This window comes from Rhodoplanes sp. SY1, assembly GCF_046000175.1.
GTDB lineage: Bacteria > Pseudomonadota > Alphaproteobacteria > Rhizobiales > Xanthobacteraceae > Rhodoplanes.
Genome location: NZ_JBEOMB010000072.1, coordinates 44,078 through 70,936, shown reverse-complemented (window position 1 = coordinate 70,936; position 26,859 = coordinate 44,078). Strand labels below are relative to the sequence as shown.

General features: G+C 70.8%; 25 protein-coding genes and 1 pseudogene. 9 read left to right on the top strand and 17 right to left on the bottom strand.

The features are described 5' to 3' along the window. From ABTU92_RS19165 to cysS, 7 genes and pseudogenes are all read right to left on the bottom strand, one after another. A pseudogene (locus ABTU92_RS19165) lies at positions 1 to 441 on the bottom strand (hypothetical protein); the annotation flags it as partial. 20 nt (positions 442 to 461) lie between these two features. After that, a complete protein-coding gene (locus ABTU92_RS19160; protein WP_408093234.1) occupies positions 462 to 980 on the bottom strand; it encodes a hypothetical protein in 519 nt (172 codons plus the stop codon). Continuing rightward, a complete protein-coding gene (locus ABTU92_RS19155; RefSeq protein ID WP_408093233.1) occupies positions 977 to 1,123 on the bottom strand; it encodes a hypothetical protein in 147 nt (48 codons plus the stop codon). Before ABTU92_RS19155 ends, ABTU92_RS19160 begins: the two co-directional genes overlap by 4 nt. A gap of 362 nt (positions 1,124 to 1,485) precedes the next feature. After that, positions 1,486 to 3,084: a citramalate synthase gene (gene cimA / locus ABTU92_RS19150; RefSeq protein WP_408093232.1), complete on the bottom strand. Its 1,599-nt coding sequence runs from the start codon at positions 3,082 to 3,084 to the stop codon at positions 1,486 to 1,488. Between the two features lie 199 nt (positions 3,085 to 3,283). Next, positions 3,284 to 3,784: a GNAT family N-acetyltransferase gene (locus ABTU92_RS19145; protein WP_408093231.1), complete on the bottom strand. Its 501-nt coding sequence runs from the start codon at positions 3,782 to 3,784 to the stop codon at positions 3,284 to 3,286. After that, the gene (locus tag ABTU92_RS19140) at positions 3,784 to 4,152 is read right to left on the bottom strand and encodes an endonuclease domain-containing protein (RefSeq protein WP_408093230.1); all 369 of its coding nucleotides are present in this window, start codon (positions 4,150 to 4,152) and stop codon (positions 3,784 to 3,786) included. Before ABTU92_RS19140 ends, ABTU92_RS19145 begins: the two co-directional genes overlap by 1 nt. After that, positions 4,149 to 5,495: a cysteine--tRNA ligase gene (gene cysS, locus ABTU92_RS19135; protein WP_408093229.1), complete on the bottom strand. Its 1,347-nt coding sequence runs from the start codon at positions 5,493 to 5,495 to the stop codon at positions 4,149 to 4,151. Before cysS ends, ABTU92_RS19140 begins: the two co-directional genes overlap by 4 nt. A 456-nt stretch (positions 5,496 to 5,951) precedes the next feature. On the opposite strand from cysS, the gene ABTU92_RS19130 reads away from it, so the two are divergent. Beyond that, entirely contained in the window at positions 5,952 to 6,449 is a 498-nt protein-coding gene (locus ABTU92_RS19130) for an HPP family protein (protein ID WP_408093228.1), read from the top strand. A gap of 52 nt (positions 6,450 to 6,501) precedes the next feature. On the opposite strand, the gene ABTU92_RS19125 is transcribed toward ABTU92_RS19130, so the two are convergent. From ABTU92_RS19125 to ABTU92_RS19105, 5 genes are all read right to left on the bottom strand, one after another. After that, entirely contained in the window at positions 6,502 to 8,232 is a 1,731-nt protein-coding gene (locus ABTU92_RS19125; RefSeq protein WP_408093227.1) for a toll/interleukin-1 receptor domain-containing protein, read from the bottom strand. A 295-nt stretch (positions 8,233 to 8,527) separates the two neighbouring features. Then, on the bottom strand, positions 8,528 to 9,652 hold the full coding sequence (locus tag ABTU92_RS19120; protein ID WP_408093226.1) for a linear amide C-N hydrolase: 1,125 nt from the start codon (positions 9,650 to 9,652) through the stop codon (positions 8,528 to 8,530). Positions 9,653 to 10,027: 375 nt separating this feature from the next. Further along, positions 10,028 to 10,447 (bottom strand): DUF4189 domain-containing protein, encoded by a 420-nt coding sequence (locus ABTU92_RS19115; protein WP_408093225.1) that lies wholly within the window; start codon positions 10,445 to 10,447, stop codon positions 10,028 to 10,030. A 309-nt stretch (positions 10,448 to 10,756) separates the two neighbouring features. Next, the gene (locus tag ABTU92_RS19110; protein ID WP_408093224.1) at positions 10,757 to 11,599 is read right to left on the bottom strand and encodes a ferritin-like domain-containing protein; all 843 of its coding nucleotides are present in this window, start codon (positions 11,597 to 11,599) and stop codon (positions 10,757 to 10,759) included. A gap of 262 nt (positions 11,600 to 11,861) precedes the next feature. After that, complete coding sequence (locus ABTU92_RS19105; RefSeq protein ID WP_408093223.1) at positions 11,862 to 12,047, bottom strand: hypothetical protein; 186 nt, start codon at positions 12,045 to 12,047, stop codon at positions 11,862 to 11,864. Positions 12,048 to 12,180: 133 nt separating this feature from the next. Here ABTU92_RS19105 and ABTU92_RS19100 point away from each other — a divergent pair, with 133 nt between their 5' ends. From ABTU92_RS19100 to ABTU92_RS19065, 8 genes are all read left to right on the top strand, one after another. Further along, the gene (locus ABTU92_RS19100; RefSeq protein WP_408093238.1) at positions 12,181 to 14,448 is read left to right on the top strand and encodes a 4Fe-4S binding protein; all 2,268 of its coding nucleotides are present in this window, start codon (positions 12,181 to 12,183) and stop codon (positions 14,446 to 14,448) included. Positions 14,449 to 14,474: 26 nt separating this feature from the next. After that, positions 14,475 to 16,448, top strand: coding sequence for a TAT-dependent nitrous-oxide reductase (gene nosZ, locus ABTU92_RS19095; protein ID WP_408093222.1), 1,974 nt, complete (start codon positions 14,475 to 14,477; stop codon positions 16,446 to 16,448). Next, positions 16,448 to 17,848 carry a nitrous oxide reductase family maturation protein NosD gene (locus ABTU92_RS19090; protein ID WP_408093237.1) on the top strand — a complete coding sequence of 467 codons (1,401 nt, stop codon included), beginning with the start codon at positions 16,448 to 16,450 and terminating at the stop codon, positions 17,846 to 17,848. The genes nosZ and ABTU92_RS19090 overlap by 1 nt, the downstream gene beginning before the upstream one ends. Then, a complete protein-coding gene (locus ABTU92_RS19085) occupies positions 17,845 to 18,759 on the top strand; it encodes an ABC transporter ATP-binding protein (protein ID WP_408093221.1) in 915 nt (304 codons plus the stop codon). The genes ABTU92_RS19090 and ABTU92_RS19085 overlap by 4 nt, the downstream gene beginning before the upstream one ends. After that, positions 18,756 to 19,586 carry an ABC transporter permease subunit gene (locus tag ABTU92_RS19080; protein WP_408093220.1) on the top strand — a complete coding sequence of 277 codons (831 nt, stop codon included), beginning with the start codon at positions 18,756 to 18,758 and terminating at the stop codon, positions 19,584 to 19,586. Before ABTU92_RS19085 ends, ABTU92_RS19080 begins: the two co-directional genes overlap by 4 nt. Positions 19,587 to 19,597: 11 nt before the next feature. Then, positions 19,598 to 20,152, top strand: coding sequence for a nitrous oxide reductase accessory protein NosL (locus tag ABTU92_RS19075; RefSeq protein ID WP_408093236.1), 555 nt, complete (start codon positions 19,598 to 19,600; stop codon positions 20,150 to 20,152). 4 nt (positions 20,153 to 20,156) lie between these two features. Then, entirely contained in the window at positions 20,157 to 21,143 is a 987-nt protein-coding gene (locus tag ABTU92_RS19070; protein ID WP_408093219.1) for an FAD:protein FMN transferase, read from the top strand. Between the two features lie 183 nt (positions 21,144 to 21,326). Further along, positions 21,327 to 21,632, top strand: a complete 306-nt coding sequence (locus ABTU92_RS19065; protein WP_408093218.1) for a hypothetical protein — start codon at positions 21,327 to 21,329, stop codon at positions 21,630 to 21,632. A 181-nt stretch (positions 21,633 to 21,813) separates the two neighbouring features. Here the strand turns inward: ABTU92_RS19065 and ABTU92_RS19060 are convergent, their stop codons facing one another. From ABTU92_RS19060 to ABTU92_RS19040, 5 genes are all read right to left on the bottom strand, one after another. Further along, positions 21,814 to 23,436 carry an NTP transferase domain-containing protein gene (locus ABTU92_RS19060; RefSeq protein WP_408093217.1) on the bottom strand — a complete coding sequence of 541 codons (1,623 nt, stop codon included), beginning with the start codon at positions 23,434 to 23,436 and terminating at the stop codon, positions 21,814 to 21,816. Beyond that, entirely contained in the window at positions 23,433 to 24,155 is a 723-nt protein-coding gene (locus ABTU92_RS19055) for an XdhC family protein (RefSeq protein WP_408093216.1), read from the bottom strand. The genes ABTU92_RS19060 and ABTU92_RS19055 overlap by 4 nt, the downstream gene beginning before the upstream one ends. A 7-nt stretch (positions 24,156 to 24,162) precedes the next feature. Then, a complete protein-coding gene (locus ABTU92_RS19050; protein WP_408093215.1) occupies positions 24,163 to 24,486 on the bottom strand; it encodes an XdhC family protein in 324 nt (107 codons plus the stop codon). Between the two features lie 49 nt (positions 24,487 to 24,535). Beyond that, positions 24,536 to 25,771: a vWA domain-containing protein gene (locus ABTU92_RS19045; protein ID WP_408093214.1), complete on the bottom strand. Its 1,236-nt coding sequence runs from the start codon at positions 25,769 to 25,771 to the stop codon at positions 24,536 to 24,538. Positions 25,772 to 25,877: 106 nt separating this feature from the next. Further along, entirely contained in the window at positions 25,878 to 26,792 is a 915-nt protein-coding gene (locus ABTU92_RS19040) for an AAA family ATPase (RefSeq protein ID WP_408093213.1), read from the bottom strand. Between the last annotated feature and the right edge of the window lie 67 nt (positions 26,793 to 26,859).

The following is a 26,859-nucleotide window of genomic DNA, read 5'->3' as shown; positions in this document are numbered from 1 at the left end:
ATCGAGCGCCGCGGCGTCGCCGGCGCGCGCCGCCTGGACCAGCCCGAGAAGCGCCGCCTCGTCGCCCGACACCTGCGCGCAGGAGACCGGGAAGAAGGCGAAGCCGCCGCGCCGCTCGGTGCGCAGCGCCCGCACCAGCGCGCCCGCGCGGCCGACGAAGGATGGCCCGTCGACCGGCCCGAAGGCGTGCTCGGCGCAGGCATAGGCGGCATCCCAGCAATCGGCGCTCGCCGTCATGTAGCCGGCGCACACATAGCGCACGAGCGCCAGCGCGAGCTGCTCGCCGGCGTCGCCGCACACCGCCCGGCAGTCGCGGCAGGCGCCGCAGACACGGGCGAAATCGAAGCGGATCGGCTCGCCGGGCGCGCCGTCGGACCCCGCCACCATCTCCAGCGCGGCCTCGAGCCCGGTCTCCGGCTCGGTGTCTCGCGCGATGCTCATGCGGGCCTCCTCGGGTCGGCTCAATGCAGGGTGCAGGAGGTCGCGGCGCCGGCCGCCGCCGCGGCGAGAACCGCGTCGACCGCGTGCCGCACCGGCAGCACCAGGCCGGCCCGCGCGAACAGGGTCGCCAGCCCGCGGGTCGGCGCGAGCGCGAAGGCGATGCCCTCGGGATCGAGCCAGCCCGAAAGCCGCGCCCGCGTGCCGGCGACGTCGGCCTGCTGGGCCGCCGCCACGGCCGCGACGAGGCGCAGCTCGTCGGCCGAGAGCTGCGGGCACTTGCGGCAGCGCACCTCGAAGCGCCGCACCGCCATCCGGGCCGTCACCCGCAGGAGCGCGTCGAGCGACAGCGTCGCGTCGGCGGCGCCGGCGCGGGCGAAGCTCGGCCGCAGCACCGCGACCGGGCAGCGCCCCTCCCGCATGGCGACGACCCAGGTGCGGCATCCCCAGACGACGAGCTGCTCGGCCACGTCGAGCGCGGCGAAGCGATCGACCGCGACCTCCTCGGCCTCGGCCGGATCGACGACGACCGAGCGCGTCACGGCGTCGTCCTCGCGATCACGACCCGCATCGCGATCGCCGTCGCGGTCGCCGGCGCGGCCGTGCACAGGACCGCGCCGCCGCCGGCGCGGGCATTGCGCCGGGCGGCTGTCCGCCGCAGCTCGGGGGAACGACGATCGGACACGCGATACCTCCTCGCTCGGGGGACGATGCCGCAAGTATTGTCGACGGCCCTCCACTGTCGAGGGCCGGAGGATGCTTTTCGATCTATTGCAGGATTACAGGGATTCGAAGATGGAAGCCGGTGCCCTGGAATGTCCGAGGTCTCGTGTCCCGGGCGCGGCGCGCAGCGCCGTGACCCCGGGACCCAGGGGCGACCGCATGCACGCGCCTGCCGAGCCGTCGTTACCCCGAGTCCCTGCCGGTCCGCCCTGGGCCCCGGCTCTGCGGCGCATCAGGCCTGCGGCCTGACGCGCCTTGTCCGGGGCACGCGGCTGTGAGGCGGGGGCACGGTTCGCCCGTCCCTGAAGCGCCGTCGCGCGTCCCTCACCCCGGCGCGCCGGAGCGGATCAGCTTGTAGACGATCGAGTCCATCAGGGCCTGGAACGAGGCGTCGATGATGTTGGGCGACACGCCGACCGTCGTCCAGGTGTCGCCCGTGTCGGCGTCGGTGCTCTCGATCAGCACGCGCGTCACCGCCTCGGTGCCGCCGTTGAGGATGCGGACCCGATAGTCGGTGAGGCTCAGGCTCTTGATGTAGTCCTGATAACGTCCGAGATCCTTGCGCAGCGCGAGGTCGAGCGCGTGGACGGGGCCGATGCCCTCGGCGGCCGAGATCAGGGGCTCGTCGTCGCCGACCTTCACCTTCACGACCGCGACCGTCGCGGTGACGCGCTTGCCGAGCGCGTTGATGCGGTGCTCGACATTCACGTCGAACTTCAGCACCTCGACATAGTCCGGCACGGTGCCGAGCATCCGCCGCGCCAGCAGCTCGAAGGAGGCCGGCGCCGATTCGTAGGCGTAGCCGATCGCCTCGCGCTCCTTCACCACGTCCAGCAGGCTGCCGATGCGCGGGTCGTCCTTGTCGATCACCAGGCCGGCGCGGGCGAGCTCGGCGAGCACGTTGGAGCGGCCGCCCTGGTCCGAGACCAGCACGTCGCGCTTGTTGCCGACCGCCTCGGGGCGAACGTGCTCGTAGGTCGCCGGGTCCTTGAGGATCGCCGAGGCGTGGATGCCGGCCTTGGTCACGAAGGCGCTGGGACCGACGTAGGGCGCGTGGCGGTCGGGGGCGCGGTTGAGCATCTCGTCGAGCTTTCGCGAGACCCGCGTCAGGCTCGCCAGCGCCTTGTCCGATACGCCGATGTCGAACGCCTCCGCGTACTCGCGCTTCAGCTTGAGGGTCGGGATCAGCGACATCAGGTTGGCGTTGCCGCAGCGCTCGCCGAGGCCGTTGAGCGTGCCCTGGATCTGGCGCACGCCGGCCCGCACGGCGGCGAGCGAGTTGGCGACGGCCTGCTCCGTGTCGTTGTGCGCATGGATGCCGAGCCGTTCGCCGGGCACCTTCTTCGTCACCTCGCCGACGATGCGCTCGATCTCGTGCGGCAGCGTGCCGCCATTGGTGTCGCACAGCACCACCCAGCGGGCGCCTTCCTTGAACGCCGTCTCGGCGCAGGCGAGCGCGTAGTCGGGATTGGCCTTGTAGCCGTCGAAGAAATGCTCGCAGTCGACCAGCACCTCGCGGCCGCGGCCGCGCGCCGCCTGCACGCTGTCGCGGATCGAGGCGAGGTTCTCCTCGAGCGTCGTCTCCAGCGCGACGCGGACGTGATAGTCCCACGACTTGGCGACGAAGCAGATCGCGTCGGCATGCGCGTCGAGCAGCATCGCGAGGCCGGGGTCGTTGGAGGCGGAGCGGCCCGGCCGCCGCGTCATCCCGAACGCCGTGAAGGTCGCCTTGACGCCGCGGTCCTGCGCGAACAGCTCGGTGTCGGTCGGGTTGGCGCCCGGATAGCCGCCCTCGATGTAGTCGATGCCGAGCTCCGCCAGCATGCGGGCGATGACCAGCTTGTCGGCGAGCGTGAAGTCGACGCCGTTGGTCTGCGCGCCGTCGCGCAGCGTGGTGTCGAAGAGATACAGGCGTTCGGTCATGGTCGTGTCCTGTCGCCGCCCGGGGCGTGCGGGACGGCAAGGCGAGCGCGCTTGTTCGAGACGGACGCGGGCGGCGCCGCGGTCCGTGATCACCAGTAGTTCAGATACTTCAAGACGAATGCGACGCCGCCGGCGAGCACCAGCAGCTTGATCAGGATGTAATAGATCCAGTGACGCGGGAACGGGGTGTCGGGGCGTTTCACGTCGCGACCTTTCCGGCGAGCGCCTTTTCCATGGTCGTATTGGCCAGCCACTCGTCGCCGCGCAGCACGGTGTTGCGACGCTGGGCGACATAGCCGCGCTTCTCGAAGAAATTGCGCGCATTGTCGCTGGCGTCGACCACAAGCGTCTTGGCGCCGCGCGCGCCGGCGAGCTTCTCGATCGCGTCGACCAGCATGGCGCCGGCGCCCATGCCGGCGACGCCGGGATGCACGTAGAGCAGATCGATGGTCTCGCCGCCCGTGAGCGTGACGAAGCCGACCGGCGTGCCGTTGAGCGTCACGACCAGCGCGAGCGCGTCGGTGACGCGCTTGCCGAACGCCGCCTCGTCCGCGGCGGCCGTCATCCAGGCCTCCTGCTGGGCCTCGCTGTAGTCGTCGCCGGTCAGCTCCTCGACGCTGGCGCGGAAGATCTCGGCGAGCAGCGGCGTGTCGGCCGGCAGCACCGGGCGCAGCGCGAACTCCGGACGAGCCGTCGCCATCACGCGCCCTCCCCGTCCCGCAGCGGAACGACGGTGCGAGAGGTCCGGCGCGGCGCCGCCTGCACCTCGGTCTCGATGATCGACAGGACGCCGTCCGGGCTCGCCGCGATGTCCGCGGCGCGGAACAGCAGCACCCGGTAGCCGTGGCAGAACAGCCACTGGTCGCGCTCGGCGTCGCGCGGCACGCCGGTCGTCGCGCTGTCGTCGACCTCGACGATCACGGGCGCGCCGTCGCACGCGAAGGCGACACGAAACGGCCCGACCGGCACGTCGCGCCGGAATTTTGCACTCCCGAACTTCTTGGTGCGGAGCATGCGCCACAAGAGGCGCTCGCCCTCGCTCATGCCGCGATCGGACGCCTCGCTCATCGCGCGACGCTCCAGGTGGTGCCGTCCTTGGAGTCCTTCAGCACGATGCCGAGCGCCAAAAGCTCGTCGCGGATGCGGTCGGACTCGGCCCAGTTCTTCTCCTGGCGGGCGGCGATGCGGGCCGCGACCTTGGCGTCGATCTCCGCGGCCGGGATCGGCGGCGCCGGGGCGTGCGCGGCCTCCCACGCCTTCAGCGCCTCGGGACGGAAGCCGAAGAAGGCGAGCGTGCCGGCCAGCGCCTTGCGACCGGCGGCGTTCTTGAGCCCGTGCATGGCGGCGAGCGCCATCGGGGTGTTGAGGTCGTCGCAGAGCGCGTCGAGCACGGCCGGGGCCGGGCGCGGCTCGGCGTCGGCCGAGGCCGCGTCGAAGAACGACGCCAGCGCCTTGTGGGCCTCCTCGAGCCCCTTCAGGGTCCAGTTGATCGGCTGGCGATAGTGGGTCGACAGCATGGCGAGCCGCGCCACGTCGCCGGGCCAGTCCTTCAAGACCTCGCGGATGGTGACGAAGTTGCCGAGCGACTTCGACATCTTCTCGCCTTCCACCTGCAGGAAGCCGTTGTGCATCCAGGTGTTCGCCATCGCCTGCGTGCCGAAGGCGCAGCACGACTGGGCGATCTCGTTCTCGTGATGCGGGAAGACGAGGTCGATGCCGCCGCCGTGGATGTCGAAGGTCTCGCCGAGATGCTTCCAGCTCATCGCCGAGCACTCGATGTGCCAGCCCGGGCGCCCCTCCGCCGTGATGCCGCACGGCGACGGCCAGCCGGGCTCGCCCGGCTTCGAGGGCTTCCACAGCACGAAGTCCATGGCATCGCGCTTGTAGGGGGCGACGTCGACGCGGGCGCCGGCGATCATCTCGTCGAGCGGCCGCTTGGAGAGGCCGCCATAGGCCGGCATCGACGGCACCGAGAACAGCACGTGGTCCTCGGCCACATAGGCGTGGCCCGACGCGACGAGGCGCTCGATGATGGCGCGCATCTCGGCGACGTGCTCGGTCGCCCGCGGCTCGACGGTCGGCGGCAGGCAGCCGAGCGCCGTCACGTCGGCCTTGAACTCGGCATAGGTCGTCTCGGTCAGCGCCCGGATCGAGATGCCGCGCTCGGCCGCCCGCGCGTTGATCTTGTCGTCGACGTCGGTGATGTTGCGAACGTAAGCGACGTGCTCGGCGCCGTAGACGTGGCGCAGCAGCCGGAACAGCACGTCGAAGACGATGACGGGCCGCGCATTGCCGATATGGGCGAAGTCGTAGACGGTCGGACCGCAGACATACATGCGCACGCGGGCCGGATCGAGCGGCACGAAGGGCCGCTTCTCGCGCGTGAGCGTGTCGTAGAGCCGGAGTTCCATGCCTGTCCCCCTGCGCCCTCGCCCGGCGCCATTGGCCTGCGCGGTCATCCCGCGCGATCGTCCTGCGACTATCCGGTGCCGGCCGGCGGCCCCCCGCCCGTGCCGACCCCGTCGTGAAGCACGACCGAATCACGTCGCGGGCCCGCGCTGGCCCGGCGTCTGTTTGTCTTGGGAAGAGGACAAGACGGCCGTAGCCAGCGGGAGCCGCTAGCGAATAATCCCCCGGCAAATGCCGATATGGGTGAAATGGCCGGTCATGGGCGCGCACCATGGTCGAGCGGCGGCGCCCCGTCAAGAGCGGCGAAGGACCGATCGCGCCGGGTCGACGAAGCCCGCCGGCACCTCCCGCGGGCAGCCTGCGGACGGCGCATGCCCGGGCCCTGTCGGGGCCGACGGCGGGTCCGCGCGGCACGGAACGTGCTACGGCTCCGGCACCGACGATCCGAGACCGACGCGATGCCCCTGCCCCCGCTCCCCGTCTCCAAGCCCGAAAGGCGCACCCTGCTCGCCATGCTGGCCGGCGCCGCCGGCGGCGGCGTGGCGATCGCCTTGATGGAGCTGTTCGCCGCCTTCGGCTCGTTCCCGCTGTTCGCGGTGCCGTTCGCCACCTCGATCGTGCTGGTGATGGGCTCGCCCGAAGCCGAGCCCGCACAGCCGCGCGCGCTGATCGGCGGCCACCTGGTGTCGACCCTGGTCGGTCTCCTGGTGCTGGCGATCACCGGGCCGGGGCCGTGGGCCGCCGCGCTCGCGGTCGGCCTGTCGATCGTCGCGATGCAGCTCACCCGCACGTTCCACCCGCCCGCCGGCATCGACCCGCTGCTGGTGGTCGCCAACGGCCTGCCGTGGACCTATCTGGTCGCACCCGTCGGGGCCGGCGCGGTGCTGCTCGCCCTCTTCGCCTGGGGCTGGCACCTCACGGTGCGGCGCTACGACTGGCCGCATCGCTGGTGGTGAGAGCGGCGAGGCCGGCGGGGCGTCGACGGACGGCCGCGTGCCGCCGGCCCCCTCACGTCGGCTTGCGGTGGCCGTTCCGAAGGCCGCCATTGCGCGTGCCGCGGGGCACCGGCGGAACCGGCGGCACCCAGTCGGGCGCGGGCGTCTTGTGCCGGGATCGGGACGGCTTCGCGTCGTCGTCGTGCCACAGGTCGGCACTGGCCGAGTCGAGAGCCTCGAAGCTGCGCGTCGTCATCGGGTCGCGCGACAACGTCACGCCCGGCACGGCGGCGCCGGGCTGCGCCCCGCCGGCGAACCCCCACCGGTCGGCACTGGCCGCGACGACGCCGCCGAGCACCGCGAAGACGGCGGCGATGAACTCGCGGTTCATCGCCGCGGTCTGTGTGCAGAACCCCCGCAGCACGGCGACGAACTGCGTCTTTTCGCGGGCGAGCGCCTCGTCGGTGGCGGCGTCGAGGACGGCCCGGGCAGCGGCGTCGAGCATCGCTTTGGCCCGATCCCACAGCACGAGCTTGGTGTCGAAGTCGTCCCCGCCGTCCGGCATGTAGTCGTGGATCTGGGCCAGGAACTCGTCCTCGTAGAGGCCGGCCGTCTTGCTCTGCCAAACGAGCTTGTCGAGATCGCGCACCATCCACGAGACGCGGTTCTTGAAGGTCGGCAGCATCGCCACCTTGAACTTCTCGACCGAGTAGCTGCTGCGCTGGCCCTCCAGGAACATGTAGCGGTAGCGCAGGCCGATCGACAGGGCCTCGACCAGCCGGGTCATCTCGTAGTTGCCGTGCCGGCCGGAGCCGATCTCGACCAGATGGATCTCGAACTCGTCGAGCCCGCTGAGATACTGGATGCCGCGCGCGACGAACATCCCGAACGCTCGGCTGCGGTCCGGCAAGGTGATGAGCTGCCGATTCTCGGTCAGCTCGTTGTTCAGCGCGTCACGGACCAGCGTCGTGATCGCCTCGCGCCACGACGCCCGGACCTGCTCGTCGGTGAACTTGTCGAGGAAGGCCGGCCAGCCGATCTCGCCGCGCGGGATCGCGCCGAAACCGAAGGCCGTGAAAAACTGGTCGTCGAACGAGAACTGGATGGTGGCGTCGCGCCAGTCGGTGCACCCGCGCGGCCCCCGGCACGACTGCGGCAGCCGGAAGACGATCCGGCGCTCTGGGAAGGTCTTCTCGGATTCGCGCCGCAGGAGCTGGGCGAAAATGGTGTCGTAGAGGACGCCCACGCCCTCCTCGATCCCGCGGTTGAGCTGGTCGAGATCGACGTCGCTGAACTCGTTCTTGGTCTGCAGGATGCCGCGGATGCGGGTGAACACACGCGCCAGCGAGTTGACCTTCTGGCCCCGCATGGCGGCGACGAAACGGTCGCGATCCTTCAGGTTGGCGCGGCCGACGACCATCGGGTCGATCTTCAGGCCGTGGATCTCGACCACCGGCTGCGGCAGCTCGGCGAAGATCGCGACCGGGAGAACCAGCCGGTCTTGCTGGTCGAAATCCGTCATCTTGCGGCGCAATCGGCACGAGTTGCGGAAGAAGCCGACCTCGAAGCCGGTGAAGGAATGACTCGGCTTGTACTGGCCCGTCGCGATCACCAGCAGGATGTCGGCCTTATCGAGCTCGTCCTCGATCGTCGGCCGCCAGTCGATGCCCAGACTGAACTGCGGCGCGAAGGTGAGGTGAAGCATGCCGTTGATGCCGAACACCTCCTTGAGCTGCTTGCAGAACTCGTCGGCGATCGCCTCGTCCTCGGTGGCGTAGCTGATGAACACGCGCAGATTCGGCATGGCGGGCTCCAGTCGGATCTATCCTCTTCTCCCGCGCGCATGCTATCAGCAGACGCAATTTTTACGAGTCTTTTACCGATTTATACTCTCTTTGGTTGCATCAACGCGAACCGCTCGGCGCGGCCCTTTTCGTCGACGGATGAACGAGATGGCGAGCCGCGACGCGGCCCGCGCCGGTCTCGCCATCACCGAGTCTTGATGGCCTGTCCACCGCCCGCGCTCGGCCGGCACCGGCGGCCCGCGGCGACGCCGCGGCCGCGCGACCGGTCGACCGCGCGGCCGCCGGTCGGACCGGTCAGGGCACGAGCTCGCGCACCACCGGCTTCTGGTCGAGCGGGATGAACTTGATCGCCTTCAGGCCGTCTGCGGCCTTCTTCAGGTCGACCACGCGGACGTCCTGATTCTCGTAGGTGCGGATGTGGTAGCGCAGGTTCTTCAGGTCGATCGCCGAGGTCCACTCGGTCGTCTCGAAGCCGTCGACGCCGCCGCCCTCGCCGCCCGCCGCCGCCGAGGTGCCGATCGAGCCGGGCGGCAGGTCGAAGCCGTTCATGATGTGGAAGGCGAGCCCGACCGTCTCGGCGCTGGTCGGCAGCTGCGGCGCGTTCGCCTGGGCGAAGTAGGCGCGCACGAAGCGCGCGGTCGCGAGGAACCCGCCCGGCAGCCCGTTCATGCCGACGCCCGAGCTCGCCGCGGCGAGCGTGGTGCCGCCGACCTTCAGGGGCGGCAGCACGGCCGCGGTGACGTACTGGTACTGCGCGAGGTTCCTCAGATGGAACGGAAACTCCGGCGCGTTGGTGAGCACATGAGTGGGGTTGTCGTACAGGTTCAGCTTGCCGCCGTGCGTGTACTCGATCACCAGGCTCTTGCCGGTGGCATCGTGCACCGAGACGTGCAGGGGCGGAACCATGTTGCCGAACGCCGCGAGCTTGACGACCGACACGATGATCTGCGGCAGCCCGGCCTTCACCTCGTCGACGGTGGCGAAGCTCGTGAGAATGTAGCTGAGGAGCTCGAACGAGGCGATCGAGCGGTCGCCCTTGCCGGGCGGCACGGGCTGGAACTCGGCGAAGCCGGGGAAGTTGAACAGGCCACCGGCGAGGCCGCGCTCGTTGACGCCGTCGAGCAGAATCGGAAGGCCGAGCGCGTTGGCGCCGGTCGCCGCATACTTGGTCGTCCAGACGAGGCCGCCCTTGCCGACGTCGCCCTCGGGACCGGTGCCCGTGACGGCGAGGCCGCGCGGCACGACGATGATCTGCGACTTCAGCGACAGGCCGAACTCGAGCGTGCGGCCGTACACGAACCCACCGTCCTTGGCCGGCAGCAGCACCGACGTGCAGGCGACCGCGGGCGCGAGCGGCGCGGCGACCAGCGCACCGGAGACGAGCGCAGAAACTGCGATACGGGCATTTCGCGACACCATGAGCAATCCTCTCGGGCAGAATGGAAGGAACGACGACCGGTGGATACGCGACGGCACCGTGCTCGTAACGAGGCTTTGTCGCGGACGGCGATGCAAATGATTTGAATCAATTAACGAAGCACTTTTCGACGTCGTGAAAGTCGGGGCGACGCACACGCCACCCATCGCATCGCGATAGTCTCACTACAGGACGAAGCCGCACCGTATCGGGCTAGAACGGGTCCGGGTGGAGACCGACCGCGAACTCCGTTCGTCCCCGCGAAGGCGGGGACCCAGGGGCGGCACGACGAGTCGCTTCTGGATGCCCGCCTTCGCGGACATGAGCGGAGATTGGGCCAGCTCCGTGGCTAGCCCATTGGGACGTGATCAGTTCGTTCAGTGGCGCGCGTCGCAGGCGAAGGCACGAATGACGCAGGTCTTGCCGGTGTGGCCGTAGCATTGCTGGAGCGCGTTGTTCTGGGCGCGGGCCAGCCGCGGCGCCACTGCGTAGCCGTGCGGGCCGCACAGGTTCTTGGCGTCGACCGCGAAGGCGACGCAGCCGCGCCGCACCGTCGCGACGACGCGGCAGTCACGGCGCCCGCAGCGTTTCAACGCGGCGGCTTCCGCCTCGGCGAAGGTCTTCAGGTCGTAGGCGTAGCCGAAATGCCCGCAGGCGCCGATGGCGATCGCACCGGCGGCCTGCGCCGCGGGCGCGACGACGGCCGCAGCCAGCGCCGCCACGATCGCGGCGGTTCCGAGGCGCGCCGCCGGCGTGGCGGCGATCGACACGCGGCGAGCCCGCGAATTTCGAGCCATAGGTCTCTCCCCCCACAGGATTTTCGGGAGGTTATGAAGCAATGGTTTCGGCGAGGTGAAAATGCGGCGGGACCGGGCGGCACCGCACCGCCGCCGCGGGCGCGACGCCCCGTCGCCCGTCATCGTCGATGTCGTCGCGGTTCGCTGGCGCGTTCGGGCTCGGGTCTTTCGGCCCGCCTCGTTTTCATTCGGCGGTTCGCCGACGTCGACGCCGTGTGGAGCCGCGCCCTGGTGACGGACATCGCCGCGGCTCTCGCCGTTGCGGAGAACGTCGGGTTCCGACTCGAGAGTCGCCGTCAGCGGCTGCGATCAGCCGTCCGCCGCGGGACCGTCGCGGGTGCCCGGCGGCGTGGCCGCCCGCAACGCGGCCAGCCGCGTGATCGCGGTCGCGGCGAGGCTCTGGGCGGTGGCGACGAGCGCGGCGTCCGCGGCGAGATCGGCGGTCGTCAGATAGGCCTCGACCAGGACCTCGGCCGCGGCGACCGGGTCCCGCGCGTCCGCCTCGCCCTCGAGGGCCAGCTGCAGCTCCGTCTCCCCTGCCCGATCGAGCCGCGCGGCGTTGGCGCGGGCTTCCGCTGCGAGCGCGCCGAGGCGTCGGTCGCCGGCGTCGGCCGCGTCGAGCAGGTCGGCCAGTGTCCGCTCGCGCGCCGCGAGATCCCCCACCCGCAGCGTCCGCAGAGACGCGGGCCCCGGGCCGCGCGCCCGATGGAACGCGGTGCGACGCTCGCGCCGCAACAGCGCGACGTGATCGAGCTCCTCGTGCGCCATGCGCTCCGCGGCGGCCCGCACGTCGTCGCGAGGCGCCGTCGCCGCCACATAGGTCCAGAACGCGAAGGAGCGCTCCTCCTGGCGCACCGCCGCGGCGAGCGCCCGATACGGCGTCATCAGGCGCGACTGCCCGACCTCCTCGGCCGGCGCGTCGAACATCCCCGGCACCGGCCAGGGCAGCGGCGTCTGCGCCGGCGGCGTGCCGCCCGCCTCGGCGCTCCACGTCGTGATCAGATCGACATGGCCGGACTCGATCGTCGCCAGCCGCTCGAACAGCCGCGCGAGCGTGTCGGAGCCCTGCGCCCGGAGGTCGGCGGCGACACGCGTGTAGTAGGCGACGGCGTCGGCCTCCATGGCGTGCGCGACGGCGAACAGATCGGCCATCGTGCGGACCGGAGCCGGCGGGGGGACAGCCTGCGGACGGGACATGGTGGGGCTCCTCGACACGGGGGCTGCGACGACACGTTAACGAGCCGGCGCGTCGATCGCTACGGTCGCCGCCCGTCGGTCCGCGGTCTTGTTTGCGATCGCACAACGAAGCCCTCGCACCCTGCAGCCACGATATCGGCGATCGATCTCCTCGTCGGAGCATCTTCATACCGTGTGCGACGCCTCGGGCGATCCGGCATGCCTGCAATCGCCCGAGTCACAAATGAGCGAGGACGCAAGTGACGAGGTACAGAATTGCCGACAGCGCACCGAGGTCGAACTCCTCCGCGGGGCCGCACGGTTGACAGTGCGATCCGCGGCGTTTCAAGTCGGCGACGAGGCGCAGCGCGGCGCCGAACGTGGACAGGGCCGTTTCGACAGCGACGTCGGAATGGTCGCGCACTCCGACATCTCCTGGATTTAGAGAGCGGGTTCGTATGTCACGATCCGGCCGCGGCCGATTCTTGTCGACCTCGAAGTTCGGCCTGCGTGCCGTTCTTCGTCACGGCGTCACGGCCGCGGCGACCCGGATCGTGATGGTCTGGCTGCTGCTGGTCGCGGCGGCGCCCGCGATGGCGCAGCCGACGTCGCACCTCGCCGAGCATCTCGCCAAGGCGACGCCGCAGGAGTTCTTCGCTGGTGCCGACCGGTTCGGGCCGCCACAGGGCGAACCGCCGCTCGCCCCCGTCTACGCCGGCGATCGGCTGCGCGGCTTCGTCTATCTCAACACCGACGTGACGGCCGCCATCGGCTATTCGGGCAAGCCGATCCACATGCTGGTCGGCATCGATCCAGACGCCGTGGTCCGCGGGCTGAAGCTGGTCGACCACAAGGAGCCGATCGTCCTGGTCGGGGTTCCCGAGAAGAAGGTCGTCGACGCGGTCAACACCCTGATCGGCACCCGCATCGGCTCGATCGTCTCCGGGGCCGAGCGGCCACCGCAGCCCGACATCGTCTCCGGCGCCACCGTCACGGTGCTGGTGATGGCCGACAGCGTGGTGCGCTCGGCCGTCCGGCTGGTGCGCAGCGGCCGCCTCACTGTCGGCGGCGCGACGGCGCCCGCCGCCGCGGTGCCGGCCGTGACCAAGACGGTCGACCTCGACAAGCGGGACATCCGCGACTGGGAGAGCCTGCTCGGCGACGGCTCGGTCCGCCGCCTGCATCTCTCGATCGGCGACGTCAACGCCGCGTTCGACAAGTCCGGCAACGCCGCGGCCGCGGCGCGGCCGGAGCCGGGCGATCCCGACGAGACCTTCATCGACCTCTACGCGGCACTGGTGAGCGTGCCGACCATCGGCGCGAGCCTGCTCGGCGAGACCGGCTGGGCGCGGCTGACGGAGCGGCTGAAGCCGGGACAGCAGGCGATCGTGGTGGCGGGCCGCGGGCTCTACTCGTTCAAGGGCTCGGGCTATGTGCGGGGCGGCGTGTTCGACCGCATCCAGATCCTGCAGGACGGCGCCGGCACCCGCTTCCGCGACCGCAATCACGAGCGGCTCGGCGCCCTGGAGGCGGCGGGCGCGCCGGACTTCCCCGAGATCGGCCTGTTCGTGATGCCGGACGACTTCGCCCTCGATCCGACCGAGCCGTGGCAGCTCGAGCTGATGGTGCAGCGTGCGATAGGCGCACGCGACAAGGCGTTCCTCACCTTCGAGCTCGGCTACACGTTGCCCGAGACCTATGTCCGGCGCGAGCAGGCGGCCCCCACGGTCGCCGCGGCGCCGCCTGTCGCGAGCCCACCAGTCGCGAGCCCGCCGGCCGCCGGCCCGGCGACGGCACCGCCGGCGGACGGGCTCGACGTGCAGGACGAGCCGCTGTGGAAGACGATGTGGCGGCGCGACGTGCCGTCGATCGCCATCGCTAGCGCGGCGATCCTGCTCCTCACCGGGATCTTCTTCTTCCAGAACGTGCTGGTGCGGCGCCCTGCCCTCTACACCTGGGTGCGGCGCGCCTACCTCGCCTTCGTGCTGGTGTGGCTCGGCTGGTACGCCAACGCCCAGCTCTCGGTCGTCAACATCCTCACCTTCGTCAACTCGCTGATCACCGGCTTCTCGTGGGACTACTTCCTGACCGCGCCGCTGATCTTCATCCTGTGGACGGCCGTGGCGGCGGCGCTGCTGTTCTGGGGCCGCGGGCCGTTCTGCGGCTGGCTGTGCCCGTTCGGCGCCCTGCAGGAGCTCACCAACACGATCGCGAAGGCCCTGAAGGTGCCGCAGATCCGCGTGCCCTGGGGCCTGCACGAGCGGCTGTGGCCGATCAAGTACATGATCTTCCTCGGCCTGTTCGGACTGTCGCTGTACTCGGTCGCGTTCGCCGAGCAGATGGCCGAGGTCGAGCCGTTCAAGACCGCGATCGTGCTGAAGTTCGCGCGCGAGTGGCCGTTCGTGCTCTACGCCGCGACCCTGCTGGTCGCCGGTCTGTTCATCGAGCGCTTCTTCTGCCGCTACCTGTGCCCGCTGGGCGCCGCGCTCGCGATTCCCGGCCGCCTGCGCACCTTCGAGTGGCTGCGGCGCTGGCCGGAATGCGGCACGCCCTGCCAGCGCTGCGCGGTCGAATGCCCGGTGCAGTCGATCCATCCGGAAGGGCACATCAACGTCAACGAGTGCATCTACTGCATGCACTGCCAGGAGCTCTACTTCGACGACAAGCGCTGCCCGCACATGATCCAGGTGCGGCTCAAGCGCGAGCGGCGCGAGGCGCTGACCTCGCCGTCGATGCGGGGCGGCAAGGGCCCCGTTCCTCCGATCGTCACGGCCGGCGGCAAGCCGGTCCCCGTTCCCGAACCCAGCGTTTCGACCGGACCGTGAAACCGGCGCGCACCAGAGGAGACACCATGAGCACCGACGACCATTCGACGTTCAGCCGACCCGACCTCAATCGACGCGACCTGATCAGGACCGGTGCGGCCGCGACCGTGGCCGGGGTGGCCGGCGTCGCCGCCGGCGCCGGGGTGTCGGGGCTCGACACCGCCGCGGCGCAGCCGCGTCCGCCCGCCCCCGCACCGGCGCCGCAGCGCGCGCAGCCGCCGGTCCGCGGCCCCGCCAAGTACGAGGTGAAGCCGGGCGAGCTCGACGAGTACTACGTGTTCTTCTCGTCGGGCCAGACCGGCGAGATGCGCATCGTCGGCCTGCCGTCGATGCGCGAGCTGATGCGCGTGCCGGTGTTCAACCGCGACAGCGCCACCGGCTGGGGCCAGACCAACGAGAGCCTGAAGGTGCTCACCGAGGGCCTCACGCCGGAGACGAAGGAGTTCCTCAAGGACAAGGGCGGCACCTACCTGAACGGCGACCTGCACCACCCGCACATGTCGTTCACGGACGGTACCTATGACGGCCGCTACGTATTCATGAACGACAAGGCGAACACCCGCGTCGCCCGGGTCCGCTGCGACATCATGAAATGCGACAAGATCATCCAGCTCCCGAACCAGCACACCGTCCACGGGCTGCGGGTGCAGAAATATCCTCGCACCGGCTACGTGTTCGCCAACGGCGAGGACGGCGTGCCGCTGCCCAACGACGGCAAGGTGCTGAACGATCCCAAGCAGTACTGGTCGATCTTCTCGGCCATCGACGGCGACACCATGAAGGTCGCCTGGCAGGTGCGGGTCGACGGCAATCTCGACAATGTCGACGCCGACTATCAGGGCAAGTACGCCTTCGCCACCTGCTACAACTCCGAGGGCGGCGTGACGCTCGCCGAGATGTCGGCGAACGAGCAGGACTGGGTCGTCATCTTCAACATCAAGCGCATCGAGGAGGCGGTGAAGAAGGGCGACGTCACCGTGATGAACGGCGTGCCCGTCGTCGACGGCCGCAAGGGTTCGCCTTACACCCGCTACGTTCCGGTCTCCAACAGCCCGCACGGCATCAACACGGCGCCGGATGGCATCCATGTCGTCGCCAACGGCAAGCTGTCGCCGACCGTGACGGTGTTCGACGTGCGGCTGTTCGACGACCTGTTCGACGACAAGATCAAGCCGCGCGACGTGGTCGTCGCCGAGCCGGAGCTCGGCCTCGGCCCGCTGCACACGGCCTATGACGGCAAGGGCAACGCCTACACGACGCTGTTCCTCGACAGCCAGGTCTGCAAGTGGAACATCGAGGCGGCGAAGCGCGCCTTCAAGGGCGAGAAGGTCGACCCGATCATCCAGAAGCTCGACGTCCACTACCAGCCCGGCCACAACCACACCTCCATGGGCCAGACCAAGGAGGCGGACGGAAAGTGGCTCATCTCGCTCAACAAGTTCTCCAAGGACCGCTTCCTGAACGTCGGTCCGCTGAAGCCGGAGAACGATCAGCTGATCGACATCTCCGGCGACCGCATGATGGTGGTGCACGACGGGCCGAGCTTCGCCGAGCCGCACGACGCCACCATCGTGCATCGCTCCAAGGTGAACCCGCTGCACGTCTGGAAGCGTGACGATCCGTTCTTCGAGGACGCCCGCAAGCAGGCGGCGGCCGACGGCATCACGCTGGAGACCGATGCCAAGGTGATCCGCGACGGCAGCACGGTGCGGGTCTACATGACCTCGTCGGCTCCGGCCTTCGCGCTCGAGCAGTTCGAGGTGAACCAGGGCGACAACGTCACCGTCTACGTCACCAATGTCGACGACATCGAGGACCTGTCGCACGGCTTCGCCATCGTCAACTACGGCATCAGCATGGAGGTGGCACCGCAGGCGACCGCGTCGGTCTCGTTCACGGCGAGCCGGCCCGGCGTCTACTGGTACTACTGCACGTGGTTCTGCCACGCCATGCACATGGAGATGAAGGGCCGCATGCTCGTGCATCCGCGCAACGCATGATGGCCCGACTCCACCATACGCTCCTGGCAGCGGCCCTCTGGGCCGCTGCTCCGGTCGCGGCGCAAGCAGAGCGCGTCACCGTTCCGGCCGGCGCCGACGTGCAGGCGGCGCTCGACGCCGCCGCCGACGGCGACACCGTGGTGCTGGCCGCCGGGGCGCACCGCGGACCGGTCACCGTGTCGCGAGCGCTGCGGCTCGAGGGTGCGCCGGGTGCCGTGCTCTCCGGCTCCGGCCAGGGCAGCGCCGTCACCGTGACGGCGCCCGACGCGGCGGTCGCGGGCCTGGTGATCCGCGGCTCCGGCTCCGATCTGGAGAAGATGGATTCGGGCGTGTTCCTCGCCCGCACGGCGAGCCGCGCCGTGGTCGAGGGCAATCGCATCGAGGGCAACCTGTTCGGCGTCTATGTGCACGGCGCCGCCGGCGCGGCGGTGACGCGCAACGTGATCGTCGGGCGCAAGGGCGGACGCACCAGCGAGGCCGGCAACGGCGTCTCGATGTGGAACGCGCCGGGCGCCCGGGTGACCGGCAACGACATCCGCTTCGGCCGCGACGGCATCTTCGTCATCACCAGCCGCGACAATACCTTCTCCGACAACCGGTTCGCCGAGCTGCGCTTCGGCATCCACTACATGTACGCCAACGACAGCGCGGTCGAAGGCAACGTCTCGCTCGGCAATCACGTCGGCTACGCCATCATGTATTCGAGCCGGCTGCGGATCACCGGAAACCGCTCGGAGCGCGACCGCGACCACGGTTTCCTGTTCAACTACGCCAACGGCTCCACCATCGCGGGCAATGTGGTGCTCGGCGGGCCGATCGCGGAGACGGCCGACATCGGCGGCGACGATCAGCACACGGCACTCCTGGCGCGGGCGCGTGAAAGCGCCGGAACGGTGCGACGCGCCGGCCCGGAGAAGTGCGTGTTCATCTACAACGCCAACGCCAACCGCTTCTCGGGCAACCGCTTCGACGGGTGCGAGATCGGCGTTCACTTCACGGCCGGCTCGGAGAAGAACGAGATCGTCGGCAACGCCTTCGTGAAGAACCGGCACCAGGTGAAGTATGTCGGCACCCGGTCGCTCGACTGGTCGAAGGACAGGCGCGGCAACTTCTGGAGCGACAACCCCGCCTTCGATCTCGACGGCGACGGGGTCGGCGACACGGCCTACCGGCCGAACGACATCGTCGACAAGGTGCTGTGGACCGCGCCCGCGGCGAAGATCCTGATCGCCAGCCCGGCCGTGCAGCTCCTGCGCTGGGCGCAGGCGCAGTTCCCGGCCCTCTATCCGGGCGGCGTGATCGACAGTCATCCGCTGATGGCGGCACCACCCATCCCCGCGGCCGCGGCGCCGGCCCTCGCCCAGGGCGTCCGAGAAACCTCCGGGAGACGTTCGCCATGACCGGGTCCCCGATCGTCGAGCTGCACAACGTCGCCAAGCGCTACGGCACGGTCGAAGCGGTGCGCGACGTGTCGCTGTCGGCAGCGGCGGGCGAATGCGTCGCGCTGGTCGGCCACAACGGCGCCGGCAAGACCACGCTGATGAAGCTGATGCTCGGCCTGCTGCATCCGACCCGCGGCAGCGTCCGCGTGCTCGGATCCGATCCGGACGCGGGGGCGTTCGCGGTGCGGCGTCGGATCGGCTTCCTGCCCGAGACCATCGCGTTCAACCCGGCGCTGACCGCGACCGAGATGCTGCGGTTCTATGCGCGGCTGAAGCGCGAGCCGATGCGCGTCGTCGCGCCGCTGCTCGACCGCGTCGGCCTCGCCGCGGCCGCCGACCGGCGCATCGGCACCTATTCGAAAGGCATGCGCCAGCGGCTCGGCCTCGCCCAGGCGCTGCTCGGCGAGCCCGCGCTCCTGCTGCTCGACGAGCCGACCACCGGGCTCGATCCGGCGTTGCGCGGCCAGCTGTACGGGCTGATCCGCGATCTCGTCCGCGGCGGCGCCACGGTGCTGATCTCCACCCACGCGCTCGGCGAGCTCGAGGGCGTCGCCGATCGGGTCGTCATCCTCGACCGCGGCGTGGTCCTGGCCGACGGCTCGCTCGGCGCGCTGCGCCGTCTCGCCCGCCTGCCCATCCGGGTGCGCGTCAAGGTCGCCGGCGCACAGGCGGAGGCGCCGGCCTGGCTGCGCGAGAGCGGCGAGGCGTTCAACGGGCATCACTTCGACCTGACCTGCACGCCGGACGGCAAGATGGCGCTGCTGCGCCGTGCCGTCGAGAGCGGCGCCGCCATCGACGACATCGAGGTCGCCGAGCCGACACTCGACGATCTCTACGCCCATTTCCTCCGCGGGGGAGACGCCCGATGATCAACCTCGCCGCGATCGCCGGCAAGGAGCTGCGCGAGGCCGTGCGCAACCGCTGGGTCGTGGCGGCGACGCTGCTGCTCGGGGCTCTCGCCTTGAGCCTGACGCTGCTCGGCAGCGCGCCGACCGGCACCACGGGTGCGAACGCGCTCGACGTCGTCGTCGTCAGCCTGTCGAGCCTGACCATCCTGCTGCTGCCGCTGATCGCGCTGCTGATCTCGCACGACGCGCTGGTCGGCGAGGTGGAGCGCGGCACCATGCTGCTGCTGCTCGGCTACCCGGTGGCGCGCTGGCAGGTGGTGCTCGGCAAGTTCGTCGGCCATCTGATCGTGCTCGCGCTCGCCACCTTGATCGGCTTCGGCGCCGCCGGCGCGGCGATCCTGATCACGGCGCGCGACATCGCGGCGGAGAGCTGGGCGGCCTTCGCCGCCATGATCGGCGCGTCGCTGCTGCTCGGCGCCGCCTTCCTGGCGATCGGCACCTGCGTCAGCGCGCTCGCCCGCAGCCGCGCCGCGGCGGCCGCCGTGGCGATCGGCCTGTGGCTGCTGTTCGTCGTCGTCTACGACCTCGCGCTGCTCGGCCTGCTCGTCGCCGACCAGGGCACCCGTCTCGGCGCCGGCGCGATCGAGGCGGTGCTGCTCCTCAACCCGACCGACGCCTATCGGCTCCTCAACCTGACCGGCTTCGCCAATGTCAGCCTGTTCTCCGGCATGGCCGGGCTCGCCGGCACGGTGTCGCTCGCCGTGCCGACGCTCGTCGCGGCGCTGGTCGCCTGGACCGTGCTGCCCCTCGCCGCCGCGACGGCCGCCTTCGCCCGCAAGGAGATCTGACGATGCGCCCGATGCTTCGGCTCGCCGCGCTGCTCGCTTTGCCGGTCCTGCTCGCGCTCGCCGCCTGCAGCGAGCAGGCCGCCGCCCCGCCGCCGCCCCCGCAGGCCCTGACCGCCGAGGCGATGGGCCACTATTGCGGCATGAACGTGCTGGAGCATCCCGGGCCGAAGGGGCAGATCCACCTGGCGAGCCGGATCGACCCGGTGTGGTTCTCGGCGGCGCGCGACGCCGTCGCCTTCACGCTGATGCCGGACGAGCCGCGGGACATCCGCGCCGTCTACGTCTCCGACATGGCCCGCGCCGAGAGCTGGGACACTCCCGGCGCGACCAACTGGGTCGAGGTGTCGAAGGCGTGGTTCGTCATCGACAGCCGGCTGCGCGGCGGCATGGGCGCGCCCGAGACGGTGCCGTTCGGCGAGCGGAGCGCCGCCGAAGCCTTCACCGAGCGGAACGGCGGCCGCGTCGTGCGACTCGCCGAGATCCCGCACGACTACGTGCTGGGCGGCCCGGCCGAGCCGGTCCGCGCGACCGGCGCAACCGACGGGTCGGCAGCGCATGGACATTGAGCCGATGGCACGGATCCCGGCATCTCACCCGCACCCCAGCCGCCGCCGTTTCCTCGCCGTCGCGGCAGCCGCCGCCGGCCTGCCGCTGCTGCCGTTCGGATCCGCCGATGCGGCGACCGACGGCGCGCTGGTGACGTGGCGGGGCGTCGCGCTGGGCGCCGTCGCGACCCTGCAAGTCCACCATCCCGACCGCGCGACGGCCGAGCGGCTGGTCCGCGCCGCCGTCGCCGAGACGGCACGGCTGGAGGCGATCTTCAGCCTCTACCGCACAGACTCTGTGCTCTCGGAGCTCAACCGCACCGGCGTGGTGATCGCCCCGCCGACCGAGCTGGTCGACCTGCTCGCCGCCTGCGACGCGATGGTGCGGGCGACCGGCGGCGTCTTCGATCCCACCGTGCAGCCGCTGTGGGCCTGCCATGCTGCGCATTTCTCCGCCCGCGGCCGCGACGCCGGTCCGCCGCCCGCCGACGCGCTGCGCGACGCGCTGGCGCGGGTCGGCTGGGACAAGGTGCGGTTCGGCCGCGACCGCGTCGCCTTCGCGACCCGCGGCATGGCCCTCACCCTCAACGGCATCGCCCAGGGCTTCGTCACCGACCGCGTGGTGGCGCGGCTGCGCGACGCCGGGCTGGCGCATGCGATGGTCGACATGGGCGAGATTTTCGCGCTCGGTGACCATCCGGGCGGACGGCCGTGGCAGGCGGCGCTCGAGAGGTCAGCGACTCGCGCTCCGGACGTCGTCCCGCTCGTCGACCGGGCGGTCGCGACGTCGGCGGCGGCCGGCTTCGCATTCGACGCCGACGGCCGCTGCAACCATCTCTTCGATCCGCGCACCGGGCGCTGCGCGGCACCGGCCCGGCGCATCACGGTCGTCGCGGCGACCGCGACCACCGCCGACGCCCTGTCCACGGCGTTCAGCCTGATGGACGATGCCGTGATGGCCGAGACTGCCCGACGCAGCGCCGTGGAGCTCTACCCGTGGCGGGGCGAGTAGCCGAGCGAACGTGGAGAGGCGCGCCTGCAAAGGCCTCGAGCGCCAGCCTCTTCAGCGGGTCGGCGGCCGGATTCATAAACGCCACCTTAACGGTTGTGTCCGCATTTTAGGGATCGCCTTCCGGCGCCCGGGTCGGCCTGCCGCGAGAAGGCCCCGTCGTTCTCTGATGGATCGAGCACGCCGATGCGGCCCTTGTTCACGGTCTCGTTCGTGGTGAGCCTTCTGGCGGCCGTCTCGGTCGCCCAGGCCGAGAAGCGAATCTTCATCCTCGGCCACAATGCCGACGGCTACGGCATCGACCAGTGCCTCGCTTCGGGCGCCCGCTGCGGCACCGCCATGGCGACGGCGCTGTGCAAGCAGCGCGACTTCAAGCAGGCCGTCTCGTTCCGAAAGGTCGACCGCGACGAGATCACCGGCTCGGTGCCGGCGGCGTCGGGCTGCCGCGGCGCGACCTGCGACGATTACGTCGCCATCGAGTGCTCGCGCTGACGGCTGTGCCCTTCCCCCCCGCTCGTTTCAGAGCGGTTCTTGGTTGTGATGAATCGGATTTGACTGGTGCTCGTTCCCGTGAAAGCGGGGACCCTGGGGCCGCCCGACGTGTGGCTCTGGATTCCCGCTTTCGCGGGAATGAGCGGAGTGTGGATCGATTCCAACGGCAACCGCGCCAGGATCACCCGCCCTCGATCTCCGCCTTGACGGCGGCGAGCGCCTCGGCCGTGTCGACGTCGGTGGCCGCCGCGGCGGCGGCCGGCACCTCGGCGACGGCCTCCTGATAGGCGGAGATCAGGTTTCGCGCGCCGATGTCGCCGGTCAGCCGGCCGAGCTCGGCGAAGAAGCGACGCGACCATACGACCGGGTTGCCGCGCTTGCCCTCGACCGTCGGGATCACGATCAGGGCGCCCTTCTCCGGATCGAAGGCGGCGATCAGCCGATCGATCAGATCCGCGTCGACCTGCGGCATGTCGCCGAGGCAGACGATCGCACCGTCGACGTCCTCGGGCAGCGCCGCGATGCCGGCCTTCACCGAGGTCGAGAGCCCTTCGGCATAGTCGGGATTGTGGACGAAGCTGACCGGCAGGTTGGCGAGCACGGCGCGGACGCGATCGCGCTGGTGGCCGGTGACGACGACGATCGGCCCGGCCTGCGAGGCCAGGACCGCGTCGACGACGATGCGCACCAGCGGCCGTCCGCCGATTTCGGCCAGCAGCTTGTTCGGCCCGCCCATGCGGGTCGAGCGGCCGGCGGCCAGAACGACAGCGGCGATCTTGGTCCCGTGCGACGTGGCAGCGGGGTCGGAGGGCTCCTCGCGCGGTTGCGGCCGCGTCACGATCTCCATCAGGAGGCCGCCGACGCCCATGCCGGCGACGTCGGTGCTCGTCACCGGCAGCCCGCACATCAGGCGCGCCAGGACCCAGTCGAAGCCGTTCTCCTTGGGGCTGCGGGCGCAGCCCGGCGCGCCGAGCACGGGCCGGCCGCCGACCTCGGCGATCATCAGGAGATTGCCGGGATCGACCGGCATGCCGAAGCGCGCGATGCGGCCGCCCGCCGCTTCCACGGCCGCCGGAATCACGTCGCGCCGGTCGGCGATCGCCGAGGCGCCGAACACGATGACGAGCTCGGCCCCCTCGGCGAGCACGCCGGCGATCGCCTGCGTCACGGCCTCGGTCTCGTGCGGCACCTTGCGCTCGGCGACAATGGCCGCGCCGGCCGGCGCCAAGCGCTCGGCCGTGACCCGCAGCGTCTTCTCAATCACCTTGTCGGCGAGGCCGGGCAGCAGCGTCGAGACGACCGCGACCTTCTTCACGCGATAGGGCGCAACCCGCACCAGCCCCGACGACACCGCGAGCGCGGCGTCGCGGGCCGCGCCGTCGACCGCGAACGGGATGATCTTCGCGGTCGCCACCATGGTGCCGACGACCACGGGCGCATAGGCCGGCAGCGTCGCGAAGGTGATGTCGGGATCGACGGCGTTGAGGCGATCGACACCGTCGCGGTCGACGACCAGCACGCCGGCCGCGTCGGCGAACAGGTTGGCGCGGCCCGTGAACGCCTTGTCGACCCGGATGCCGGGCCCCGCGGCCGCCGCCGCGATGGCGCCCGCCGCCGCGTCCTCGGGAACGTCGCCGGTCTCCGGCCGCGCGACGACGATCTCCGGGATGCCGGCCGCCTCCAGGGCAGCCGCCTCGGCCGCGCCGATCACGGTGCCCTTCTTCAGGACGAGACCGCCCTGGCGGACCGTGTGCACCACGATGGCGCCCGTCGCCTCGGCGACCGGGACCGGACCGAACTTCATGACGCGGCCTTCTCGCGGGCAGGTGTTCCGTCGGCCGCCTTCGCCGGCAGGCGCAGCCGCGCCGTGATCTCGGCCAGGATCGACACCGCGATCTCGGGCGGCGACACGGCCCCGATGGCGAGCCCGATCGGCGCGTGGATGCGCGCGATCGTCGCCGCATCGAGGCCCGCCGCCGTCAGCCGCTCGACGCGGCGGGCATGCGTCTTTTTGGAGCCGAGCGCGCCGATGTAGAAGCAGTCGCGCTGGAGCGCGTGCAGGAGCGCCGGGTCGTCGATCTTGGGATCATGGGTGAGCGCCACGAAGGCCGTGTAGCGATCGACGTTCAGGGGCGGCAGCGCCGTGTCGGGCCACTCGGCGAGCAGCGGCACGTCGGGGAACCGCTCCGGGCTCGCGAAGGCCGTGCGCGGGTCAATGATCGTCACGTCGTAGCCGAGCATCCTCGCCATCGGGGCGAGCGCCTGGCTGATATGGACGGCACCGGTGATGACGAGCCGCGGCGGCGGCACGTGGACGGTGAGGAAGACGCGGCCCTCCGGCGTCTCGGCCATGCCGCTCTTGCCGGTGCGCAGATGCTGGTCGAGCAGCGCCGCGAGCGGATCGGCCGGCGCGTCCAGGGCGCGCACCAGCCGCTGCGCCCCGGTCGCGACGTCGGTGACGACGATCACGGCACGGCGCGCCGCCCGCTCGGCGTTCAGGCTTTTCAGGATCTCGAGCTTCACGGCGCCGCTACTCCACCTTCTCCACAAACACCCGGATGGTGCCGCCGCAGGAGAGGCCGACCTTCCAGGCGGTCTCGTCGGCGACGCCGAACTCCAGCATCTTGGGCGCGCCGCTCTCGATCACGTCGAGCGCCTCGGAGACCACGGCGCCCTCGACGCAGCCGCCCGACACCGAGCCGAGGAAGCGCCCGTCCTGGTCGATGACCAGGTTGGAGCCGACCGGCCGCGGCGCCGAGCCCCAGGTCTCGACCACGGTGGCGAGCGCCACGCCCTTGCCTTCGGCCCGCCAGTCCTCGGCGGCTTTCAGAATGTCCTCGTCGCGTGCCAGCATTCTTTGGCTCCCTCGCTCGGCGGGCGGGCCGCGCCCGGTGGTCGTCCGGTCAGGCCGCGAGGCCGCGGCCACCGGCGCGCCTGGAGGCCGTACCCGGCTCCGACAGGGCCTGCACCAGGGCCGCCATGCTGTCGAGATTGTGGATCGGATGGAATTCGTCAACATGCGGCAGCATGGTGCGGATGCCGCGTGCCTTGGCCTCGAAGCCGTCGAAGCGCAACAGCGGGTTGAGCCAGACGAGCCGGCGGCACGAGCGGTGGAGCCGGTCCATCTCGAAGGCGAGGCGCGCATCGGTGTCGCGCTCCAGCCCGTCGGTGATCAGCAGCACGACGGCGCCCTGCCCCAGCACCCGGCGCGCCCACTGCTTGTTGAAGGCGCAGAGCGAGGTGGCGATGCGGGTGCCGCCCGACCAGTCCGGCACGGCGGCCGAGCAGGCGGACAGCGCCGCGTCCGGATCCTTGGTGCGCAGCGCCCGCGACACGTTGGTGAGCCGCGTGCCGAACAGGAACGAGTGCACGCGCGTGCGCGCATCCGTGACGGCGTGGAGGAAGTGCAGGAACAGCCGCGTGTACTCGCCCATCGAGCCCGACACGTCGAGGAGCGCGACGAGCGGCGGCGTCCGCTCACCCGGCCCGAGCCGCTTGAGGTCGACGAAGGCGCCGCCGCCGCTCAGGCTGGCCCGCAGGGTGCGGCGCATGTCGATGCGGCGGCCGCGGCGGTCCGGCACCAGCCGACGCGTCTTCACCGCGTCGAGCGGCAGCACCATGCGGCGGATCGCGGCCTGCGCGGCGGCGATCTCGGCCGCGCTCATCTGGGCGAAATCCTTCTTCTGCAGAAGCTCGGCGTCGCTCGCCGTCAGCTTGGCGACGATCTCGGTCTCGCGGGTCTCCGGCATCAGTTTGTTCTTGACGCCCTCGAACAGCGCATCGTTCACGCGCGCCGCCGCCGGCTTCGGCGTCTCGGGCGCGCCGCCCGGCGCCTGCGGCATCATCAGGCTCATGAGCTGCTCGAGATAACCGCGCCGGCGAAAGAAGATCCGGAATGCCTGGTCGAACACGGCGGCGTGCTCGTGCCGCTTCACCAGCACGGCGTGCAGCGTCCAATAAAAGTCCTCGCGGGTGCCGACGCCGGCGGCGCGCAACGCCTCGACGGCGTCGATCACGGCCCCCGGCCCGACCGGCAGCCCGGCCCGACGCAGCGCCCGGGCGAAGTACACGATGTTGTCGGCGAGGCGGCCCTCTACACCGGCTGTCGCGCCCCGAGGCGCGTCCACGCTCTCCGTCATGGCCGGGCTCGTCCCGGCCATCCACGTCCTGGCGTCCGGCGATGCCGCCGCGTGGATGCCCGGGACAAGCCCGGGCATGACGAGGCAGGAGCTGCGGCCACCCGCATCACTCCGCCGCCGTCATGTCGGCGCGGAGCTGCGCGATCAGCTCGCTCGCGCGAGACCCTTGCAGACGCGCGATGTCGTCCTGGTACTTCAGCAGGACGCCGAGCGTGTCCGACACCGTGGCCGGGTCGAGCGCGACGGCGTCGAGCTCGGTCAGCGCGCCGGCCCAGTCGAGCGTCTCGGCGACGCCGGGCGCCTTGAACAGATCCTCGCGCCGCAGCGCCTGGACGAAGCGCACGATCTCCTCCGACAGCGTCGTCGAGATGCCCGGCACCTTGGTGCGGACGATCGCGACCTCGCGCTCGGCGCTCGGGTAGTCGACCCAGTGATAGAGGCAGCGGCGCTTGAGCGCGTCGTGGATCTCGCGCGTGCGGTTCGACGTGATCACGACGATGGGCGGATGCGCGGCCTTGACCGTGCCCATCTCCGGCACCGTCACCTGGAAGTCGGCCAGCACCTCCAGCAGGAACGCCTCGAACGCCTCGTCGGTGCGGTCGAGTTCGTCGATCAGCAGCACGGGGGCGCCGCCGGTGTCCGGCTCCAGCGCCTGCAGAAGCGGCCGCTTGATCAGGAATTCTTCCGAGAAGATGTCGTGGGTGAGCCGCGCCCGGTCGACCGTGCCTTCGGCCTCGGCGAGCCGGATGGCGATCATCTGGGCCGCGTAGTTCCACTCGTAGACGGCGCTCGCGACGTCGAGCCCCTCGTAGCACTGCAGCCGGATCAGCTTTCGTCCGAGCGTGCTGGCGAGAACCTTGGCGATCTCGGTCTTGCCGACGCCGGCCTCACCCTCCAGGAAGATCGGCCGGCCCATGCGCAGCGCCAGGAACAGCACGGTCGCCAGCGACCGGTCGGCCAGGTAGTCGGCTTGCGCGAGAAGACTCTGGGTCGCGTCGATCGACGCGGGCAGCTTGGTCAACGGAACGTCCTTCGCGGTGGGCAACGATACGCGGCGCCGAGTATGCCCCGAACCCTCTCCCTCAGGG

Coding starts and splice junctions, on each gene's coding strand:
- ABTU92_RS19050 (WP_408093215.1), bottom strand. CDS start 24,486: ATGCTGGCACGCGACGAGGACATTCTGAAAGCCGCCGAGGACTGGCGG.
- ABTU92_RS19090 (WP_408093237.1), top strand. CDS start 16,448: ATGGCCCGACTCCACCATACGCTCCTGGCAGCGGCCCTCTGGGCCGCT.
- ABTU92_RS19100 (WP_408093238.1), top strand. CDS start 12,181: ATGGTCTGGCTGCTGCTGGTCGCGGCGGCGCCCGCGATGGCGCAGCCG.
- ABTU92_RS19065 (WP_408093218.1), top strand. CDS start 21,327: ATGCGGCCCTTGTTCACGGTCTCGTTCGTGGTGAGCCTTCTGGCGGCC.
- ABTU92_RS19140 (WP_408093230.1), bottom strand. CDS start 4,152: ATGAGCGAGGCGTCCGATCGCGGCATGAGCGAGGGCGAGCGCCTCTTG.
- ABTU92_RS19080 (WP_408093220.1), top strand. CDS start 18,756: ATGATCAACCTCGCCGCGATCGCCGGCAAGGAGCTGCGCGAGGCCGTG.
- ABTU92_RS19120 (WP_408093226.1), bottom strand. CDS start 9,652: ATGGTGTCGCGAAATGCCCGTATCGCAGTTTCTGCGCTCGTCTCCGGT.
- ABTU92_RS19060 (WP_408093217.1), bottom strand. CDS start 23,436: ATGAAGTTCGGTCCGGTCCCGGTCGCCGAGGCGACGGGCGCCATCGTG.
- ABTU92_RS19085 (WP_408093221.1), top strand. CDS start 17,845: ATGACCGGGTCCCCGATCGTCGAGCTGCACAACGTCGCCAAGCGCTAC.
- ABTU92_RS19045 (WP_408093214.1), bottom strand. CDS start 25,771: ATGACGGAGAGCGTGGACGCGCCTCGGGGCGCGACAGCCGGTGTAGAG.
- ABTU92_RS19145 (WP_408093231.1), bottom strand. CDS start 3,784: ATGGCGACGGCTCGTCCGGAGTTCGCGCTGCGCCCGGTGCTGCCGGCC.
- cysS (WP_408093229.1), bottom strand. CDS start 5,495: ATGGAACTCCGGCTCTACGACACGCTCACGCGCGAGAAGCGGCCCTTC.
- ABTU92_RS19130 (WP_408093228.1), top strand. CDS start 5,952: ATGCCCCTGCCCCCGCTCCCCGTCTCCAAGCCCGAAAGGCGCACCCTG.
- ABTU92_RS19110 (WP_408093224.1), bottom strand. CDS start 11,599: ATGGCCGATCTGTTCGCCGTCGCGCACGCCATGGAGGCCGACGCCGTC.
- ABTU92_RS19115 (WP_408093225.1), bottom strand. CDS start 10,447: ATGGCTCGAAATTCGCGGGCTCGCCGCGTGTCGATCGCCGCCACGCCG.
- ABTU92_RS19075 (WP_408093236.1), top strand. CDS start 19,598: ATGCTTCGGCTCGCCGCGCTGCTCGCTTTGCCGGTCCTGCTCGCGCTC.
- nosZ (WP_408093222.1), top strand. CDS start 14,475: ATGAGCACCGACGACCATTCGACGTTCAGCCGACCCGACCTCAATCGA.
- cimA (WP_408093232.1), bottom strand. CDS start 3,084: ATGACCGAACGCCTGTATCTCTTCGACACCACGCTGCGCGACGGCGCG.
- ABTU92_RS19125 (WP_408093227.1), bottom strand. CDS start 8,232: ATGCCGAATCTGCGCGTGTTCATCAGCTACGCCACCGAGGACGAGGCG.
- ABTU92_RS19070 (WP_408093219.1), top strand. CDS start 20,157: ATGGCACGGATCCCGGCATCTCACCCGCACCCCAGCCGCCGCCGTTTC.